At 69.7% G+C, this 17,652-nt stretch carries 22 protein-coding genes; 16 read left to right on the top strand and 6 right to left on the bottom strand.

Features of this window, described 5'->3' with window-relative positions; genetic code table 11:
* Nucleotides 1-47: 47 nt before the first annotated feature.
* Complete coding sequence (locus tag DAETH_RS23120) at nt 48-812, bottom strand: peptidoglycan DD-metalloendopeptidase family protein (protein ID WP_264778885.1); 765 nt, start codon at nt 810-812, stop codon at nt 48-50.
* Nucleotides 813-962: 150 nt separating this feature from the next.
* On the bottom strand, nt 963-1,565 hold the full coding sequence (locus DAETH_RS23115; RefSeq protein WP_264778884.1) for a DUF305 domain-containing protein: 603 nt from the start codon (nt 1,563-1,565) through the stop codon (nt 963-965).
* 342 nt (nt 1,566-1,907) lie between these two features.
* Here DAETH_RS23115 and lgt point away from each other — a divergent pair, with 342 nt between their 5' ends.
* The 4 genes from lgt to DAETH_RS23095 are packed head-to-tail and all read left to right on the top strand — an operon-like array spanning nt 1,908 to nt 5,181.
* Nucleotides 1,908-2,855 carry a prolipoprotein diacylglyceryl transferase gene (lgt, locus tag DAETH_RS23110; protein ID WP_264778883.1) on the top strand — a complete coding sequence of 316 codons (948 nt, stop codon included), beginning with the start codon at nt 1,908-1,910 and terminating at the stop codon, nt 2,853-2,855.
* Complete coding sequence (locus DAETH_RS23105; RefSeq protein ID WP_264778882.1) at nt 2,852-3,379, top strand: DUF3105 domain-containing protein; 528 nt, start codon at nt 2,852-2,854, stop codon at nt 3,377-3,379. Before lgt ends, DAETH_RS23105 begins: the two co-directional genes overlap by 4 nt.
* 25 nt (nt 3,380-3,404) lie before the next feature.
* A complete protein-coding gene (locus DAETH_RS23100) occupies nt 3,405-4,070 on the top strand; it encodes a response regulator transcription factor (protein WP_264778881.1) in 666 nt (221 codons plus the stop codon).
* A gap of 1 nt (nt 4,071) precedes the next feature.
* Nucleotides 4,072-5,181, top strand: coding sequence for a sensor histidine kinase (locus tag DAETH_RS23095; protein ID WP_264778880.1), 1,110 nt, complete (start codon nt 4,072-4,074; stop codon nt 5,179-5,181).
* 242 nt (nt 5,182-5,423) lie between these two features.
* On the opposite strand, the gene DAETH_RS23090 is transcribed toward DAETH_RS23095, so the two are convergent.
* Nucleotides 5,424-5,669, bottom strand: coding sequence for a DUF2171 domain-containing protein (locus DAETH_RS23090; protein WP_264778879.1), 246 nt, complete (start codon nt 5,667-5,669; stop codon nt 5,424-5,426).
* A gap of 123 nt (nt 5,670-5,792) precedes the next feature.
* On the opposite strand from DAETH_RS23090, the gene DAETH_RS23085 reads away from it, so the two are divergent.
* From DAETH_RS23085 to DAETH_RS23065, 5 genes are all read left to right on the top strand, one after another.
* A complete protein-coding gene (locus DAETH_RS23085; RefSeq protein WP_264778878.1) occupies nt 5,793-8,027 on the top strand; it encodes a heavy metal translocating P-type ATPase in 2,235 nt (744 codons plus the stop codon).
* The gene (locus DAETH_RS23080) at nt 8,020-8,910 is read left to right on the top strand and encodes a cation diffusion facilitator family transporter (RefSeq protein ID WP_264778877.1); all 891 of its coding nucleotides are present in this window, start codon (nt 8,020-8,022) and stop codon (nt 8,908-8,910) included. Before DAETH_RS23085 ends, DAETH_RS23080 begins: the two co-directional genes overlap by 8 nt.
* A 107-nt stretch (nt 8,911-9,017) precedes the next feature.
* Nucleotides 9,018-9,380, top strand: a complete 363-nt coding sequence (locus DAETH_RS23075; RefSeq protein ID WP_264778876.1) for an ArsR/SmtB family transcription factor — start codon at nt 9,018-9,020, stop codon at nt 9,378-9,380.
* Nucleotides 9,377-9,787: a hypothetical protein gene (locus DAETH_RS23070; RefSeq protein WP_264778875.1), complete on the top strand. Its 411-nt coding sequence runs from the start codon at nt 9,377-9,379 to the stop codon at nt 9,785-9,787. The genes DAETH_RS23075 and DAETH_RS23070 overlap by 4 nt, the downstream gene beginning before the upstream one ends.
* 63 nt (nt 9,788-9,850) lie before the next feature.
* Entirely contained in the window at nt 9,851-10,237 is a 387-nt protein-coding gene (locus DAETH_RS23065; protein ID WP_264778874.1) for a YkvA family protein, read from the top strand.
* A gap of 80 nt (nt 10,238-10,317) precedes the next feature.
* Here DAETH_RS23065 and DAETH_RS23060 read toward each other — a convergent pair whose 3' ends face one another.
* Both DAETH_RS23060 and DAETH_RS23055 read right to left on the bottom strand, forming a co-directional pair.
* Nucleotides 10,318-11,115, bottom strand: coding sequence for a COG4705 family protein (locus tag DAETH_RS23060; RefSeq protein WP_264778873.1), 798 nt, complete (start codon nt 11,113-11,115; stop codon nt 10,318-10,320).
* 102 nt (nt 11,116-11,217) lie between these two features.
* A complete protein-coding gene (locus DAETH_RS23055) occupies nt 11,218-11,556 on the bottom strand; it encodes a ComEA family DNA-binding protein (protein WP_264778872.1) in 339 nt (112 codons plus the stop codon).
* Nucleotides 11,557-11,821: 265 nt separating this feature from the next.
* Between DAETH_RS23055 and DAETH_RS23050 the strand changes: the two genes are divergently transcribed.
* Nucleotides 11,822-12,010: a hypothetical protein gene (locus DAETH_RS23050; protein WP_264778871.1), complete on the top strand. Its 189-nt coding sequence runs from the start codon at nt 11,822-11,824 to the stop codon at nt 12,008-12,010.
* Between the two features lie 77 nt (nt 12,011-12,087).
* Here the strand turns inward: DAETH_RS23050 and DAETH_RS23045 are convergent, their stop codons facing one another.
* On the bottom strand, nt 12,088-12,816 hold the full coding sequence (locus tag DAETH_RS23045) for a hypothetical protein (protein WP_264778870.1): 729 nt from the start codon (nt 12,814-12,816) through the stop codon (nt 12,088-12,090).
* A 456-nt stretch (nt 12,817-13,272) separates the two neighbouring features.
* On the opposite strand from DAETH_RS23045, the gene DAETH_RS23040 reads away from it, so the two are divergent.
* The 6 genes from DAETH_RS23040 to DAETH_RS23015 all read left to right on the top strand — a co-directional run bounded on the left by DAETH_RS23040 (nt 13,273) and on the right by DAETH_RS23015 (nt 17,622).
* Nucleotides 13,273-13,773, top strand: coding sequence for a PepSY domain-containing protein (locus tag DAETH_RS23040; protein ID WP_264778869.1), 501 nt, complete (start codon nt 13,273-13,275; stop codon nt 13,771-13,773).
* 138 nt (nt 13,774-13,911) lie between these two features.
* The gene (locus DAETH_RS23035) at nt 13,912-14,577 is read left to right on the top strand and encodes a phosphatase PAP2 family protein (RefSeq protein WP_264778868.1); all 666 of its coding nucleotides are present in this window, start codon (nt 13,912-13,914) and stop codon (nt 14,575-14,577) included.
* A complete protein-coding gene (locus tag DAETH_RS23030) occupies nt 14,574-15,251 on the top strand; it encodes a response regulator transcription factor (RefSeq protein WP_264778867.1) in 678 nt (225 codons plus the stop codon). Before DAETH_RS23035 ends, DAETH_RS23030 begins: the two co-directional genes overlap by 4 nt.
* A 20-nt stretch (nt 15,252-15,271) precedes the next feature.
* The gene (locus DAETH_RS23025) at nt 15,272-16,567 is read left to right on the top strand and encodes a sensor histidine kinase (RefSeq protein WP_264778866.1); all 1,296 of its coding nucleotides are present in this window, start codon (nt 15,272-15,274) and stop codon (nt 16,565-16,567) included.
* Nucleotides 16,568-16,753: 186 nt separating this feature from the next.
* Nucleotides 16,754-17,440 (top strand): alkaline phosphatase family protein, encoded by a 687-nt coding sequence (locus tag DAETH_RS23020; RefSeq protein ID WP_264778865.1) that lies wholly within the window; start codon nt 16,754-16,756, stop codon nt 17,438-17,440.
* A gap of 20 nt (nt 17,441-17,460) precedes the next feature.
* Complete coding sequence (locus tag DAETH_RS23015) at nt 17,461-17,622, top strand: hypothetical protein (protein WP_264778864.1); 162 nt, start codon at nt 17,461-17,463, stop codon at nt 17,620-17,622.
* Nucleotides 17,623-17,652: the final 30 nt, after the last annotated feature.

The following is a 17,652-nucleotide window of genomic DNA, read 5'->3' as shown; positions in this document are numbered from 1 at the left end:
GTGACTGCCCGCCGCTGCCGGGTGAAGCCCCCGGAGGCGGAACGTCCTCAGTACAAACTGAACGGGTCGACCGGCGCCCCCTGGACCGTCACGCGGTAATCGAGGTGGGGACCGGTGCTGTTGCCGGTGCTCCCCACCCGCGCGATCACCTGCCCGGCTTCCACACGTGCTCCGACCCGGACCAGGTTGGCGCTGTTGTGACTGTAACGGGTCGTCATGCCGTCCCCGTGGTCCACCAGCACCGTCCACCCCCAGCCGCTGCGGCCGTCAAAGGAGGACTCGGTCACCACACCGGGGCGGGCGGCCCGAACGGGCGTGCTGGTCGGCGCCGCCAGGTCGATGCTCGGGTGGGTGTCACTGAAGGACGTGGTGAGCCGGCCCTGCACCGGCATCACGGCCGTCACGCGGATGGACGCCGCGCGCACGGTGGCGGCACTTGGCTGGCGCGTGACTGCTCCCCGGGAGGGCAAAGTCAGGCGCTGGCCGACAAGCAGTGGTTGCTGGGCGTCGAGGCCGGGATTCGCTGCGAGGAGCGCCGCAAGGGTCGTCCCTTGACGCCGCGCGATCAGGGACAGCGTGTCTCCCCGCCGGACCGTCCACACGGGAGCAGGGGGGGAAGGCAGAGTCAGGCGCGTCCCGGCCATGAGGGCGCCCTGCCGCAAACCGGGATTCGCCTTTACGAGGGCCTGGGCGGTGGTGCCGTGCCGCACCGCGAGTCGGGTCAGGGTGTCGCCACGCTGCACCGTGACCGTGGCGGCACCCACGCGGCCGCCCCCCAGCAGGGCAAGGATCAAAAGTAATTTTGCTCGCATCAACGGGGGGTAGCTTGCCCCAAGTTTGTAAAGTTCGTGTTAAAGGGTGAGGGCCTAGGTCCGAGCGTGGGACTCCCCCGTCGGCCCACCGCCGCTGGCGTGAAAAAGTGCGTGCCCCCAGAGTGGGGGCACGCGTTCCACCAGGAAACTTTACGCGCCGCGCTTGTTCAGCCACAGGCGGAAGTCGTACATCTCTCCGGCCTGGGCCGTGACGATGCCGCGGGCCAGCTTGAGGACGCGGGCGTCGCTGCTCTTCGCCAGGGCAAGCTGCGCCATGTCGATGGCGGACGAGTGGTGGGGGAGCATGCCCTGCACAAAGGCCACATCGGGATTCTTCGCCTGTTTCACCATGTCGGCCATGCCGCTCATGCTGGTCTTCATCATGTTCGCCATCGCCTGGTCGCTGCCGCCGTAGGTTTTCAGCAGCGTGTTCATCTGGCTGATTTCACGAGTCTGGTCCTTGATGATCGCGTTCGCCCAGGTCTTCACCGCGGCGTCCTTGCCCACCGGCAGCACGGCCCGCGCCATATCGACCGCCGTCTGGTGGTGCGGGACCATCATGCTGAGGAAGGCCCGGTCGAAGGCCTTGCCGCTGAGCTTCTCCAGGCCGCTCATGTCCATCTTCATGGTCATGCCGGACATGCTGCTGCCAGACATCTGACTATGGTCCATGCCGCTCATGCTGCCCTGCGCGAGGGCCACGCCGGCTAGAACCGCTGCCGTGCCGACGATCAGAATTGGGTTCCGCTTCATGGCCTCAAGCTAGAGCAGGTGTGTAAAGTTCGTGTAAAACGTCGCCCAGCTCAATAAACGCTGAAGCGCGGCGCGAACGGAGCCAGGGTATGGGGGAGGCGGGGCTTCACGTCGCCGACTTCCCAGCTCCGTCGGCTTGAGCTCCGTTAGAGACGCTATCGCCGGGGTGGCGGGGATCGACCCTCCAGGGAACAGAGAAAGTCACAACGAGTGGCCCGAGGCCCGTGGGGAGAAGCGCCGCAGTCTTGCCGCCCGGCACCCTGAGCTTTACACGAGCTTTACAGCCTCTGCGTAGCTTCAGGGGCGAGCTGGGTCGCAGGTGGCCCCGGCGACGGAGGTGGCATGGACCCGGTATTCCTCAAGATCGGCAGTTTCACGATTGCCTGGTACGGCGTGCTCATCACGCTCGGCATCGTCGCGGGCGTGTGGGTGGGCACCCGGCTCGCCCGGCAGCGCGGCCTCAACGTGGACCTCTTCAACGACATGATCCTGTGGATGATCATCTGGGGCCTCGTCGGCGCCCGGCTGGTCTTCGTCCTCACGTCGTGGGAGCAATTCGCGAACATCCCCTTTCCGCGTGTGCTGCTCGACATCATCAACCTGCGGCAGGGCGGCATCTCGATCCACGGGGGACTCATCGGCGGCATCCTGGTGCTGATCTACTACACCCGGCGCCACAAGCTCAACTTCTACGAGTACGCCGACCTGTGCGTGCCCGGTGTGGCCTTCGGGATCATCGGCGGGCGCATCGGCAACATCATGAACGGGACCGACACCGTGGGCCGGGTGACGGGCTGGCCCATCGGCTACCGCTGGCCGGACTCGGCGCGCGCCTTCCACGAGGGCATGTGCGTGCGCAACCCCAACCCCGACATGGACCTCTCGCGCTACTGCCAGGAGATCGGCGGGCAGCTCGTGATGACGGCCCCCGTCCACTTCACCCAGCTCTACGGGGTCATCATCGGCATCATCCTCTCGGTCGCCTCGTACTTCTGGCTCAGGTCGCGCAAGGCGGGCTGGGCGTTCTGGCAGTTCTGGCTGTGGTACTCCATCCTGCGCGCCGGGATCGAGGAAACCTTCCGCCTCAACCCGCTGCCCCTCAAGACCTACCTCAATCAGGGCCTCCAGGCCCCCGGCATCGGCCTGTTCACCGATACCCACCTCATCAGCCTTCCCCTGATCATCGTGAGCATCCTGATGCTGATCAGAATTCGGAACCAGCCGGACACCCATCCAACCGAACAGATCGTCTCCTCCCCTGTCGGGGGGAGACCCGCGGAGCGTCCATGACCCCACCTCTCCCGTCTGCCCGTTCTCGTCCGTTCTGGGGCCTCTGGCTGGCCGTGCCCGCCGTGCTCGCGGCCTGCTCCGCGCGCCCGCTCGCGGGCGTCCAGACCTTCACCTTCCGGGCGGGCGACCACCGCGAGGGCCGGCTGGTATACGAGCAGACCCCGCCCGCCGGGGGGCCGCACAACCCGAGCTGGCAGAACTGCGGAGTGTACGCCTCGGCCCTGTACAACGAGTACGTGGTGCACAGCCTGGAGCACGGCGCCGTGTGGATCACCTACCGACCGACGCTCAGCCCAGAGGGCGTGCGCACGCTCGCCAGCCTGGCCCAGGGCCGCACCCACGTCTTGGTCTCCCCCAATGGGGGGCAGACGGCGCCAGTGGTGCTGACCGCCTGGGGGGCGCAGTTGCCCGTAACCGAGGTCGGGGACTCGCGGATCAAGGCCTTCCTGAAGCGCTACGAGCAGGGCCCGACCACCCCGGAGCGGGGCGCGGCCTGCACGGGCGGCTACTCGGGGACCCTGTGAGGTCTTCCCGCGGAGAGGAGGCCCTGTGGCCACGGTGTTGATCGTGGACGACGACCCGGCGATTCTGGAGGTGCTCACCGCGTACCTGCTGGCAGAGGGCCACAGCGTGGAGACCGAGGAAGACGGCCTCGCGGCGTTGCCGCTGCTCGCCCGGGCGGACGTGGCCATCCTGGACTGGATGCTGCCCGGGATGACGGGGGTGGAACTCACCGCCTACGCCCGGCGCGAACACCCCCAGTTGCCGGTACTCCTCCTGACCGCCCGGGGGGAAGAGGAAGACCGCCTCAGGGGTCTGAACGCCGGGGCGGACGATTACGTCGTCAAGCCCTTCAGTCCCCGCGAGGTGGTGGCCCGTGTGCGCGCCCTCCTGCGTCGGGCGGGAGTGACCGAGCGCATCGAGTCCGGGCCATTGGCCCTGAACCTCAAGAGCCGCGTCGTCACGCTGCACGGCCAGCCGGTGACGCTCTCGCGCACCGAGTTCGACCTGCTCGCCACCCTCGCGCAGCATCCCGGCCTGGTCTGGTCGCGCGAGCGGCTGATGGAGCGGGTGTGGGGCCCAGACTACCCGGGGGTGACCCGGGTGGTGGACGTGCACATCACCGCCGTGCGCCGCAAACTGGGGGACGACGCGGACGCGCCCACCTTCATCGAGACGGTGCGCGGGCTGGGCTACCGCTTCCGGGAGGACTGACGTGCGCCTGTTTCCCCGCCTGCTGCTCAACCACCTGATGTGCGTGGTGGTCACCTCCGCCGTGCTGCTGGCGGCGGCCGAGCTCGCCGCGCAGCCCTTCATCGGGCACCACGTGGACGCGATGGTCCGGTTGATCGGCCCGCAGGGGGGCGGGCTGCGCGGGGACCTGACCCACGGCATGCGGGACACCCTGACCCGGGCCCTGCTCGCGGCCCTGCCGCTCGCCCTGCTGGTCGCCACCGGGATCGCCTGGGTGTCCGCCCGTCGCGTCACCGCGTCGGTGCGCACCCTGCAGTCGGGCAGCGGCGCCATCGCCAGCGGGGAGTACGCCCGGCGACTGCCCGAGGGGGGGCAGGATGAACTCGCGGATCTCGCGCGCAGCTTCAACACGATGGCGGGGGCCCTCGAGCGGGTCGAGCAAACGCGGGTCGAGATGATCGGGAACGTCGCGCACGAGCTGCGCACCCCCGTCAGCGCGGTGCGCGGCTACGCCGAGGCGGCCCAGGACGGCATCCTGCCCGCCGGGCAGGCCCTGGACGCCATCGCCCGGGAGGTGGCGGGGATGGAGCGGCTGGTGCACGACCTGAGCCTGGTGAGCCGGGTGGAGGCTGGGCGGCTGGACCTGAGCGTGGTGGACGTGTCACTGACCGACCTGCTGAGCCAGGCCCAGGACCGTTTTGCACTGGCCTTCGAGGACCGCAGGGTCACGTTGCAGGTGGACCCGCCCCCGGAGCCCCTGACTGTCCGGGCGGACCCCGAGCGGGCGCAGCAGGTCCTCGCCAATCTGCTGCGCAACGCCCTGCGGCACACTCCGCCCGGCGGGACGGTGCGGGTGTCCGGCCGGGCCGAGGGGGCAGGAGCAGCCGTGTCCGTCACCGACACGGGCAGCGGCATCGCTCCCGAGCACCTCGACCGGGTGTTCGAGCGCTTCTTCCGGGCGGACGCCGCTCGAACGCGGGGAGAGGGAAGCGGGGTGGGCCTGACCATCGCCCGCGGTCTGGCCCGGGCCATGGGGGGAGATCTGAGTGTCCGCTCGGTGCCCGGACAGGGCAGCACCTTCACCTGGACGGTTCCGCTGCACCAACCGGCGCCCGGTCCGCGTCCGGACTGACTGGCCGCCCGCCGGACCCCCGGCTCCGCGTTGTCCTTCACGCCGCCCAGCCTGACCACCTGATGGCCGAACTGCTCCTGGACCGGGCGCAGCGTCGCCAGGAGGCCAGAAAACCGGACGGTCTCGCCGCCGAACATGACCACGGCCGATGCCGAGTTGCGGACGTGGCGTCGGCACCGCACTTGAGCCTGCCCCACCCCGAAGGGGACGGCCTCGTGGCCGTCCCCTCTGGCCCGTGGGCCTTACTGCCGGTGTTCGGGGTGGGGGTCCTCACTCAACCACTGCTGGTGTAGCTGCTCGTGGTTCAGCTTCAGGTGCACATGCTGATCCACGTGATCCACCACGCTCAGAGGCAACCAGTGATGGGTCCCGGAGTCGTCCTTGGTCAGCTTGAGATACTCCCCGTCCACCCGGTCTACCTCGCCGTGCTGGTGCCCATCCGCGCAAATCACCGGCATGTGCTCCTGAATCTGTAATCCCATCGTCATCGTGTGACCTCCCTGGGCGGCATCTTCCTCCCGGCCTACCCGGCAGGCGCGACCTTCACCCGACGAAGGAGCTTACACCTTTCGTCTCGACATGTGAACAGACGCTCAGGTATATTTGGGGGCATGACGACCTCCCGTTCTCAGCTCGAATACTTCGTGGACGGCATGGACTGCGCGAGCTGCGTGCAGAAGGTCGAGCGGATGGTCGGTGGCCTCCCAGGCACCGGCGAAGTCAAGACCAGCTTCAACAGGCAAACGCTCAGCCTGGCCCTGGACGAGCACCAGACCCCTCGCGCCACCCTGGAACAGAACCTCCAGGCCCTCGGCTACACCCCCTCGCTGCTGAACCCGCCTGCGGCTCCGGGATCGCCGGTCGCCCACAAGGGCCACGACCATGAGCACGGGGACCATGACCACGCGGGGCACGGACACGTCCATGAAGCGCCGAAGCCCGGCCAGCCCTGGTACGCCACCGGGCAGGGCAAGCTGGTCGTCACCTCCGGCGTGCTGCTGGCCCTCGCCTGGCTGTTCGGCTTTGTGGAACCCCAGTTCGCCACCTTCGGGTATATCGCCGCGACCGTGATCGGCGTGTGGCCGCTGGCGAGAAAAGCCTATGCGAGTGCTCGTTTCGGCGACCCCTTCTCTATCAACATGCTCGTCAGCCTCGCTGCTGTCGGGGCCGTGCTGATCGGTCAGGCTGCGGAGGGCGCCGTGGTCGTGTTCTTCTTTGCGGTCGGTGAGCTGCTGGAGGGCGCGGCGGGTCGGGCGAGGGCGGGCATTCAGGCGCTGGCTGCCCTCGCCCCCAAGACGGCCCTGCTGCTAAAGAACGGGCAGACCCGTGAGGTGCCCGCCGATTCGCTCGCCGTCGGGCAGATCGTGCAGGTCAACCCGGGCGCCCGCGTCCCTGCGGACGGAACCATCCTCTCCGGCACCTCCAGCCTCGACGACAGCCCCGTCACCGGCGAGAGTGTCCCGGTGGTCAAGAGCGCCGGGAACACCGTCTACGCGGGCAGCATCAACACGGACGGGGTGCTGACCGTGCGGGTGGACAAGGCCGCGAGCGACAACACCATCGCCCGGATCATCCACATGGTCGAGGAGGCAGAAGGAAGTAAGGCGCCCACCGCGCGGTTCATCGACCGCTTCAGCCGGTCCTACACGCCCGGCGTGGTGGCGGTTTCCGCGCTGGTGGCGTTGATTCCCCCCCTCTTCTTTGGGACTGCGTGGTCTCCCTGGCTCTACAAGGGGATCGCCCTGCTGCTGATCGGCTGCCCCTGCGCCCTCGTGCTGAGTGTGCCCGCCGCGATCACCAGCGGCATCAGCGCGGGGACTCGGCGTGGCCTGCTGATCAAGGGCGGCGCCGCCCTGGAAAGTATTGGCAGCGTCAAGACCATCGCGTTCGACAAGACGGGCACCCTGACCGCCGGGAAGCCGCGGGTGACCGACGTGATCGGCCAGGACCGGAACGAGGTGCTGCGCCTCGCCGCCGCCGTGGAATCCGGGAGCAGTCATCCGCTGGCCAAGGCGATCACCGACGCCGCGAAGGGGGCGGGCCTGACCCTGCCTCCTGCGGTGGACGCGCAGGCCATCCCTGGCAAAGCGGTCACCGCCATCGTCGAGGGACGTGCCCTCAGCGTCTCCTCGCCCCGGCACGCCGCCACCCTGGCGACCCTGCCCGCTGATCTCCAGGCCACCGTCTCACGTTTCGAGGAACAGGGCCGCACCGCTGTCGTGCTGCTGGATGGGACGACGCCGCTGGGCGTCATCGCCATCCGCGACGAACCGCGTTCCGATGCCAGGGACGCCCTCGCGCAGCTCCGGTCCCTGGGCGTGAAGACGGTCATGCTCACCGGGGACAACGCCCGCACCGGACAGGCCATCGGACGTAACCTGGGCCTGGACGTGCAGGCGGACCTCCTGCCCGAGGACAAGCTGCGCGTGATTGCCGACCTCAAGGCGCGGGGCGGCGTGGCGATGGTCGGCGACGGGATCAACGACGCGCCTGCCCTCGCCCAGTCCGACGTGGGCATTGCGATGGGCGGCGGGACCGACGTGGCCCTGGAGACCGCCGACGCCGCCCTGCTGGGCGAGCGCGTGACCGGCGTGGCGGACCTCGTGCGGCTGTCACGCGCCACCATGCAGAACATCAAGTGGAATATCGCCTTCGCCCTGGGCCTCAAATTGATCTTCCTGGTCACCACCCTGCTGGGCTACACCAACCTCTGGATGGCGATTCTGGCCGACACTGGGGCCACCGCCCTCGTGACCGCCAACGCCCTACGTCTGCTGCGCTGGAAGGGCGAGGGCGGCCCGCGCTCCTCCACTCCCGCCACCGTCCCCGTTCCCCAGCATGGCTGAGCACAGCCACAGTCACGGCGAGAACGCGAGCGCCCGGCAGCTCACCCTGGCCCTGCTGCTGACCGGCACCTTCCTGATCGTCGAGGTCGTCTACGGCTTCGTCTCGGGCAGCCTGGCCCTGCTCTCGGACGCCGGGCACATGCTCACCGACGTGGCCGCCCTCGCCCTGTCCCTGTTCGCCATCCGGGTCGGGCAGCGCCAGGCGGACAAGAAACGCACCTTCGGTTACCGCCGCACCGAGATTCTGGCCGCCGCCGTGAACGCCGGGGCGCTGTTCGCCATCGGGCTGTACATCCTCTTCGAGGCGTACCAGAGACTGCGTGACCCGGTGACGGTGCAGACCACCCCCATGCTGATCGTCGCGGTCCTGGGATTGATCGTGAACCTGATCAGCGCCCGGGTTCTGGTGGGGGGCAGCCAAGGCAGCCTGAACGTGAAGTCGGCCTACCTGGAAGTGCTGGGCGACCTGCTCGGCTCGGTGGCGGTGATCGTCGGGGCCGTGCTGATCCGCCTCACCGGCTTGACCTGGATCGACCCGGTACTGGGCGCCCTCATCGGCCTGTGGGTGCTGCCCCGGACGTGGACGCTGCTGCGGTCCAGCGTGAACGTCCTGCTCGAAGGCGTGCCCGAGGGGATGGACCTGGATGCCCTGCGAGGGGACCTGGCGGCCCTCCCCGGCGTGACGGAGGTGCATGACCTGCACGTCTGGAGCGTGACCAGCGGCGAGCACAACCTGACGGCCCACCTGGTGACGAACACACCGGGACCGGACCTGCTCGCCCGGGTCCACGAGGTCGCCGAGCGGCACGGCATCGAGCACAGCACGGTCCAGATCGAGCCTCCGGGTATCCACGCCGGGCACGAAGGGCACCTCCACCCATGAACGATGCTCGGGCGTCCCGGACTCCGTCCTCTCCAGGAGTGGGTGGCAGACGCGCGGCCGGTGATGGGGGAACGGTGTAGCTCACCTCCCCGCGCTATGGTCGGGAGATGAGAACCGCCTCTCAAGACGACGTGTGTGAGGTCGCCTGCGTCCACCCCGAGGCGGTTACCCGGGTCCGCGCCGCCTTACCCGACGCGGCCTGTGTGGAGGACGCCACCACCCTCCTCAAGGTCGTGGCCGACCCCACCCGCTTCCGCATCCTCAGTGCGCTGAACACCGAGGAGTTGTGTGTGTGCGACCTCGCGGCGGTGGTGGGCATCAGCGAGAGCGCGGTGAGCCATCAACTGCGTCTGCTGCGGGCCCACCGCCTGGTGACCTTTCGTAAGGAAGGGCGCATCGCCTACTACCGCCTGCTCGACCAGCACATCACGAGCCTGATCGGCGGGGCGGTGGACCACGTGCGCGAGTGAGACCCGTCTTCATCGTGCTGGCCGTGGCGCTGCTGGGGCTGGGCGGCTGGTGGCTGACCCAGGAACGTCGCTGGCAGGGGGAGCTGTACTGTATCGAGCGCCCGGGCACCCTCTGGAATGGGCTGGCCCCACTGACGGCGGGCCTGACGCCCGAGTGCCCGACGTACAGCCGGACGTACCGTGAGGAGGTTCGCCGGGGGAAGGCCCGGGTGGAGATGTACCGCCTGGCCGGGTGGCAGCCCAAGGTGCTTCTCGATCCCTTCAAACGCGCCGGGTACCGGCAACTGACGAACGACGTGCTCCCCGGCAACTACACGGCGTTTCTGGACCGGGGCGGGGACCTGCTTCAGTACCACGCCGTGCAGGAAGGGGACACCATCCTCATCACCATCAGCGGCCAGCCGTAGTTTGCTCCGTCCTCCTGTTCCGCCTTCCATTGTTCCGCTCTGACGTTCCCGGCAGGTGACGTGATGATTCAAACCCTCAGAACCTGGGCGCGCGGCATCAAGCGTGAGCTGCTGGCCCTGTCCCTGGCCTACCGTGACTCGCGCACGCCCTGGTACGCCCGCGTCTGGGCGGCGTTCGTCCTCGCGTATGCCTTCAGCCCTATCGACCTGACCCCCGACTTCATCCCCGTGCTGGGCCTGCTCGACGACGCCCTCCTGCTGCCGCTGGGCATCGCCCTGGCCCTGCGCCTGATGCTCGCCCCCATGATGGCCGACGCCCGAGTACGTGCGGAGGCAATGGAGGGGCAGGCCCGGCCGACCCGCGTGACCGGGGCGGTGGTCGTCGTGCTGCTCTGGCTGCTCCTGGCAAGGCTCGTCGGTCAGGCCGTCTGGCGGCATGTCCGGCCGTGAATCGACGCCTCGCCGCTCCTGAACCCTGAACAGGGAACGCGGGCGAGCAGCCCGCGTTCCCTCAACCCCGGCGCTTCGGGTCAGGCCGTCTCCGCAACCTGGACCTGATCGCGGCGCGAGACCGTGAGGTAGGCGACCACCGCCAGGATGGAGCACAGGAAGACGGCATTCAGGGCCGTGCTGCCCAGTCCCAGGCCGCCCACGTCCCGGCCCTGCGAGAGGTAGTCCCCGATGGACGCGCCCAGCGGCCGGGTCACGATGTAGGCGAGCCAGAAGGCCAGGACGCCGTTCAGCCCGGCGTACACATGGGCGAGCGCCACCGCGGCGATCACGCCCGCGAAGATCAGGGCCGAGGGCAGGTAGCCGAGTTGCAACTGTTCGGCCATCAGGTCGCCCGCCGCCGTGCCCAGCGCGAAGGTGAAGAGGATCGCCAGCCAGTAGTACGCCTCCCGCCTCGGGGTGAAGATGCTGTGGATCGAGAGGGTGCCCTCGCGCCGGTACCACAGGACGAAGGTCATGAGCAGGGCCACGCTGAAGACCCCGGTGCTGACCCAGAGACTGACGCCGAAGTTGTCTGTGAGGTTGTCGGTGATCAGGGTGCCCACCACGCTGATCAGCACGATGGCGAGCCAGTAGACGCCGGGGACGTAGCGTTTCGTCCGGAACTGGGCCACTAGGGCGAGCGCCAGCAGCACGCTCATCAGCAGCGTCGTGCCGGTCAGGCCCAGGTGCAGGTTGCGGTTCAGGTAGTCCGCCGCGGTCTCGCCCACGGTCGTCGCCATCACCTTGACGATCCAGAAGAAGGCGGTGACCTCCGGAACTTTGCTCCACAGGGTCCGGCCCGGGCTGAGGGGGTTGGTGGTCAGGGTCGAGTCCATGTCTACCTCGCGTGGACGGGGAGGTGGGCGGCGTGCTCACCAGTGGGGGCGCCGGGGACAGGGGAGGCGTGTCGGTTCTCCTGTCCCCGGCGCCCCGCGGACTCAGAAGGCGAGATTGGTCCTGTTGTCGTTCCACAGCCTGCGGCCGATCACCTCGATCTTCCGGGAGAAGTCGTTGCCGTCCTTGAAGGGCCGGTTGGCGATGATGTCCCTCGCCGTGGTGGCGGAGACACCCTTGAGGCACTGGAGGTCTGCCTGGCTCGCCCTGTTCAGGTTGACCTTTGCTTTAAGCACCCGGGTGCAGGAAGAACCGGTCATGGTCATCCCCTTGGCGGCCTGGGCGGTGGGTGCGGTGGCGTGGCCTGTCGCGTGGCTCTGGGCGCTGGCGAGACCCACCGAGGCGAGGATGGACAGCAGGGCGAAGCTCGTGGAACGGTTCATGGGGACCTCCGGGGGCGGTTCATGATGGGTGGAAGGGAACCGCTGGGCGGCACCTTAGATTCGGAAGGTAAAAAGCCGGTATAGGGCGTCTGAGCGCGGAACCGCGGAGTTCGAACCTCGCCCCCCCTGTCTTTCCAGGTCCTCCCGCTTGACCCGGGTTTTACCCAGGAGGAGCAGGCTGGGCGACGTGACCCCGAACCAGCCCAGCCGCGCTCTGGTGCTGGGCGCGGCTGGCTGACACAGCCTGTACAGGGCGCGGCACACATTGGGGCGGATCGAGGGCGGCACGCTGGCCCTCCTCGTCGGCGCTGCCGTGTGGTTCGTGACGGCGCGGCTGGCGGTGTCGTGGCTGCTGAGGTCCGTGTCCCGCCACGATCTCCGGGGCTTCGCCGTGTACCGGGTCGTCTTCAGCGCCCTCCTCCCGGCCCTGGTGGCAGAGGGAACGCTGCGGTGAGCCCCGAGGGTGAACAGGGGAGGGGCAGCTTACCCCTCCTCGCGGGAACGAGACCGGCCTTTCCGCCTCACACGGACTTATGGACGTGGACGGGCCTCCCAGACCCGTGTGGTCACCGGGGCGGCCCGTCCAGGGGCGGCGGCGTCCCCGGACCAGGGCGCCCCGGTGTCCAGCCAGGCCGCGTGCTCGGCGATGAGGCGGCCCCGCTCGCTGGCCCGCGGGTGGGGATGAACGCCCCGGCGACCCGTGAAGCCCAGGCTGTACAGGGTGGCCAGGATGTCCGGGCGGTGCGCGATGGGTACCCCTGCCCCCGCCCAGTGGTCCGCCGTGGCCCTCAGGCAGGCGGCGACCAGCCGGGGGGCCGCGAGGGGGTCGAGCAGCAGCCGGAGCTGCGCCGGCAACTCGGGCGGCACCTCCAGGTACCCCAGCACGCCGAGGCGGCGCAGGGTGCCCACCTTCATCTGGGCGCGGCCCAGGCTGAACGTCTCGACGGGTCGGCCCGCCAGCCACCCGGCCAGGTGCCGGAGGGCGGACGCCGGGCGCTCCGGCAGCGAGACGGTCAGGCGCAGCAGCCGGTGCTGGAGGTGATCGTACCCGTCGAGGCGCACCTGCTCGTCGGCCAGGACGGCGGCAATCAGAGCGGCATCGACGCCGTACCGGGCCGCGGCGTTCCGGGTGACCCACTCGTCGGTCGGGGTGAACCGGACGCGACGCCGCCCGGCGGCGTGCGCACGGGGCCGTGCGGGTGGCCGTCCGGCAGGAAGGTCTGTCCGGGTGGGAAACGACTCGGGCGTCAGGGTGATCATGCGGCCATGATCTGCCGAAGACGTAAAAGGGCCGTATAGGCGCCTGCGGTCGGGCAGGGGTCCGCCGGTGAAGCTGGCGAGACCGCCCGGCAGCGGGGGCACGGCAGCCACCAGAGGGGGAACCGCCACGCTCCTCGGGCGGCGGTCAGCGGCGTTCCCACCGGGTCACCTCCTCATCCTGGAACCGCCCCGCCCCGGCCCTCGGCCCCTCCCGTCGGGCGCGGTCCGCCTGCCACCCGAACGTCACGTTCCTGCCTGGGCCAGGCGACCCACGACAGCCCCGCCACAGAACTCCTTTTCGTGCCCACCACAGGGATGGAGACGCCCCGGAACACCCCACACCCTTCCTGACGCGCGTCAGCGTTATACACGGACTTTACCGTCTTATACGGCCTTTTTACCGACCGCCCCTACGCTCCGGGCACGCAGAAGGAAGCTGCGGACAAGGAGAACACCATGCGAAAGAATGTCAAGACCGTCCTGCTCACCCTCACCGCCCTGACCGCCGTCGGCCTCCCGCTCGCCGGGCACGCCTTCGCTCAGGGGAAGGCCCCCTCCGCCCAGGTGGCCCAGGGCGGTCAGGCGAGTCAGGACGCGGAAACCAACGATGACCAGGGCGGCGCCGTACGGGGCAGCATCCAGCTTCCCGCCGACACGCAGGGCACGGAGGTGCCGGACGCGCAGAAAGAGGCCCAGTACCGCTCGCTGGCGAAGATCACGCCCGCTCAGGCCCAGCAGGCCGCCCAGGCCGCCGTGCCCGGCACGGTCACGAGCGTGAAGCTCGAAGACCAGGACGGCAGCCTGGTGTACGCGGTGGTGATCGGCCAGACCGAGGTGGCGGTGGACGCCGGCAACGGCCAGGTCCTGCGCCAGGAGGCCGCCGGTCAGGACCAGGGCGCCGACCAGGAAATGGGTGGACAGGAGGGCGGCGAGACGGGCGAGAGCGGCACCAACTGAGCCTGCACCCGGCGACTGACCGCTGAGGAAGCCACCCCCTGACACACAGCATCACGACGGGCACCCCGGGGAGGTGCCCGTCACCTTTTCGCGCGACGGTATACCGCGTCTTTACCTTCCTCGGGCACGCTGGGCGACATGAGCACCCTGCTGTCCCGTCGCCACCGGGTCCGACCGGTGGCCCTGCTGCGCCTGTTTCTCGGCATCCTGCTGCCCCTGCTGGTCGTGGGGCTCGTGGCCGAGGACCTCCTCGAGGGGCAGAGCTTCGCCTGGGAGACGCCCTTCCTGCTCGCGCTGCACCGCCACGCCACGCCGCTGCTGGACCGGCTGGCCCTGTTCTTCACCACCGTCGGCGGCGTGACCGTCATCGCCCCGATCAGCGCCGTGATCCTGGTCGTGCTGTGGCTGAGGGGGCACCGGCTGGCCGCCTTCTGGGGGCTGGGCGTGGCGGGCGCCGCCGGGCTGAACGTGGCGATGAAGCTGCTGATGCACCGTTCCCGCCCCGAGTTGTGGCCCCGCCTCGTCCCGGAACACGACGCCAGCTTTCCCAGCGGGCACAGCATGTATAGCGCCGCCTTCGTCGCCGCCCTGATCCTGCTCGCCTGGCGCACGCCCTACCGCTGGCCCGCGCTGGGACTCGGGGTGGCCTTTAGCGGGCTGGTGGGCTTCTCGCGGCTGTACCTGGGCGTGCATTATCCCACCGACGTGCTGTGCGGCTGGCTGACCGGCGCCGCCTGGGTGCTGGGCGTGTACGGTGTGCTGCGGCCGTTCGCGCCGGAGCACGGGAAGGAGAGCGCGGCATGAGACTCCTGATCGTCGAGGACGACCCCCATATCGCCGAACTGCTGAGCGACGGCCTGACCGAGGAGGGCTACGAGTGCGACCGGGCCGGGAGCGCCGCCGAGGGCGGGGAGCTCGCCCGGCTGTTTCCCTACGGCCTGCTGATCCTGGACGTGATGCTCCCCGAGGGCATCGACGCGGGGTACCGACTGGGGCGGCAGCTCAGGGAGGGCGGCCTGAACACCCCCATCCTGTACCTCACCGCCCGGGGCACCGTCGAGGATCGGGTCGAGGGGCTGGAGGCGGGCGGGGACGACTACCTGGTCAAGCCGTTCGCCTTCAAGGAGCTGCGGGCGCGGGTGCGGGCCCTGCTGCGGCGGGCGAGCGGGAACGCGCAGAACACGGTGACCCTGCCGGGGGGCTGGGTGATGGACCTGGGGGGCCGGGAACTCTACGCTACGGGCGTCCGTGCCGAGCTGACCCGCCGGGAGTTCGCGCTGCTGGAACTGCTCGTCCTGAACCCGGGTCGGGCCTTTTCCCGCGACGAGATCATCGAGCGGCTGTGGGGCGGGGAGGGGGGGGTGGAGCCCAAGGTGATCGACGTGTACGTCAGCACCATCCGCCGCAAGACCACCGACGTCCTGATCGACACCATCCGGGGCACCGGGTACCGGCTGGGCCGGGGTGAGGCGATGTGACCGGGGGGGGCGGCCGGCGGGTGGGCTGGAGACCCCGGGACTGGAGCCTGCGGGTCAAGCTCACGCTGGGCTACGCGCTGGTGTTCGCGGTGACCATCCTGCTTGGGGCCGTGCTGGTGTACTTCCTGGCCCGGGACAGCCTGACGGGTTCGCTCGACACCACCTTGCGGGAGACCGCCAGCGTGGCGCAGGGCAGCATCGAGGACCAGAACGGTCGCTGGACCTTCTCGTCGGAGCTGAGACCGACCGGCGACCTGGCCATAGAACTGCTCTCGCCCACGGGGAGGCCGCTGGCCCGCACGGGCCAGGAGGAGCATGACCAGGCCATTCCCCTGCGCGTGGGCTTCCTGTCGACGGCAGAACACCGGGTGCTGACCCTGCCCGTCGAGGGCGGGCTGTTCCTGCGGGTCTCCCGGCCCAGCGACACCCTGGTGGAGCTGCTGGAAACCCTGGCCCGCATCCTCAGCGCCGGCAGCGTGCTGATGGTCATGGTGGCCTGCGGGGCCGGGTACGTCCTGGCCGACCGGGCGTTGCGGCCGGTCGATGCCGTGGCCCGCACCGCCGAGGGCATCGCCCGGCGCGGCACCTACCAGGAGCGGGTGCCCGCCGCACCTGGCCAGGACGAGATGGCCCGGCTGACCTCCACCGTGAACGCGATGCTCGATCAACTCGAGGGCACCATCGAGCACGAGAAGAGTTTCGCCCGCATCGCCGCCCACGAGTTGCGTACGCCGCTGACCGTGCTCAAGGGCCGCCTCGACCTCACCCTGGAGCGCCCGCGTGAGGCCGCCGACTACCAGCGTGCCCTGAGCGGGATGCAGGGCCGGGTGGACGCGCTGGTCACCCTTTCGGAGAGCCTGCTCGCCCTGGCCCGCACCGACGCCCCGGTGCGTCTGGAACGGGTGGAACTGGCGGGCAGCGCCGCGTCGGCGGCGGACGCACTCGACGAGGTGGCGCGCCGGGTGGGCCGGCAGGTGCAGCTCGACCTCAACGAGAGCTGGGTGCAGGCCGAGGCGGAGGGGGTGGGGCGTGCCCTGGTCAACCTGATCGAGAACGCGCTCAAGTACGGCGCGGGTGGCGTCCTGGTGCGGGTTCGGGAACGCGAGGTCACGGTGCGCAGCGCGGGTCCCGGGCCGGACCAGGCCCAGTGGACCCGGCTGCTGGAACCCTTCGAGCGCGGCGCTGGCACCCAGGGGACCGCCGGAAGCGGGCTGGGGCTGCCGCTGGTGGCTGCCCTCGCCCGGCGTTGGAACGCGCAGCTCCTCCCCCGCTGGGAGGAAGGCGCCTTCGAGGTGAGCCTGCGTTTTCCGGCCTGACTCGGCGTTTGCCCGCCACCCTCGACGCCCCGACTCAGGAGACCCCATGCTCAGGTATCCCCTTGCTCCGAAGAGGACCGGCCTTCAGAACACTCCACGTCCGGTCGAGGACCCGCGCACCTCCATCCCACCGGGAAGCGCCCGGGCACGCGGCGGGGTTCCGCGCTCGCCGGGCCGGTCCTGCGGGTGGCCTGCCGCCTGCTGTGGCTCTCCCCGGTCCTGCTGGGGACCGGAGCGGCGCAGACCCAAACCCTGCCGTCCTTCTCACACGTGTTCGTGCTGGTGCTGGAGAACACCAGTGCCGGTGGAGTGCTGGGCAACCCCAACCTGCCGACCCTGAACGCGCTCGCTCGGGAATACGGTCTCACCACAAACGACACCGGGGTCGCCCACCCCAGCCTGCCCAACGACGTGGCCCTGCTCTTCGGCAGCACCCCGGCAGCCGCAGCGACGATCCCCGCCAGCGTTTCCCCGGGGACAACCTGGCCCTGCAACTGGAACGCGCGGAAGACCTGGAAGGGGGACTTCCAGGGACTGCCCAGCCCCGGCTGGAACGGTCCCTCGGCGGGCGCCTCCGCCAAGAGGCACAACCCCCTGATGCTCTCCCCGGAGCTCGCCGGGAGCCCGGCGCGGGCGCGGAACGTGGTCCCCCCGGAGGGGTTGACCGCCGACCTGCGTTCCGGGACCGTCCCCACCTTCGCGCTGATCGTGCCGGACCTGTGCCACGACCTGCACGGGGCGCTGACCTGCTGGCATGGGTTCGCGGCTGGAGCGGGCGGGCGACGCCTTTGTGCGCGAGTGGGCCGGGAAGATCATGGCTTCCCCCGCCTGGAAGGACCACGCCGCCCTGGTGATCACCTTCGACGAGGGTGAGGGTGGGGGACGGGGGCACCGTGGCGACCATTGTGGTGACGAGCGACGGCCCGCGCGGCGTGCGGTCAAACCGGCCCTACACCCACTCCAGCCTGCTGCGGACCCTCGAGGACGCCTGGGGGCTGCGCCCTCTGTGCGAGGCCGCGCGGGCGACGTCCATGACAGACCTGTTCATGCGGTGAGCTTTCTATACCACCTTTATACCGGGCGGG

This window comes from Deinococcus aetherius (assembly GCF_025997855.1).
Lineage (GTDB): Bacteria > Deinococcota > Deinococci > Deinococcales > Deinococcaceae > Deinococcus > Deinococcus aetherius.
The sequence above is the reverse complement of the archived record's forward strand: the minus strand, read 5'-3'. Positions and strand labels throughout refer to the sequence as shown.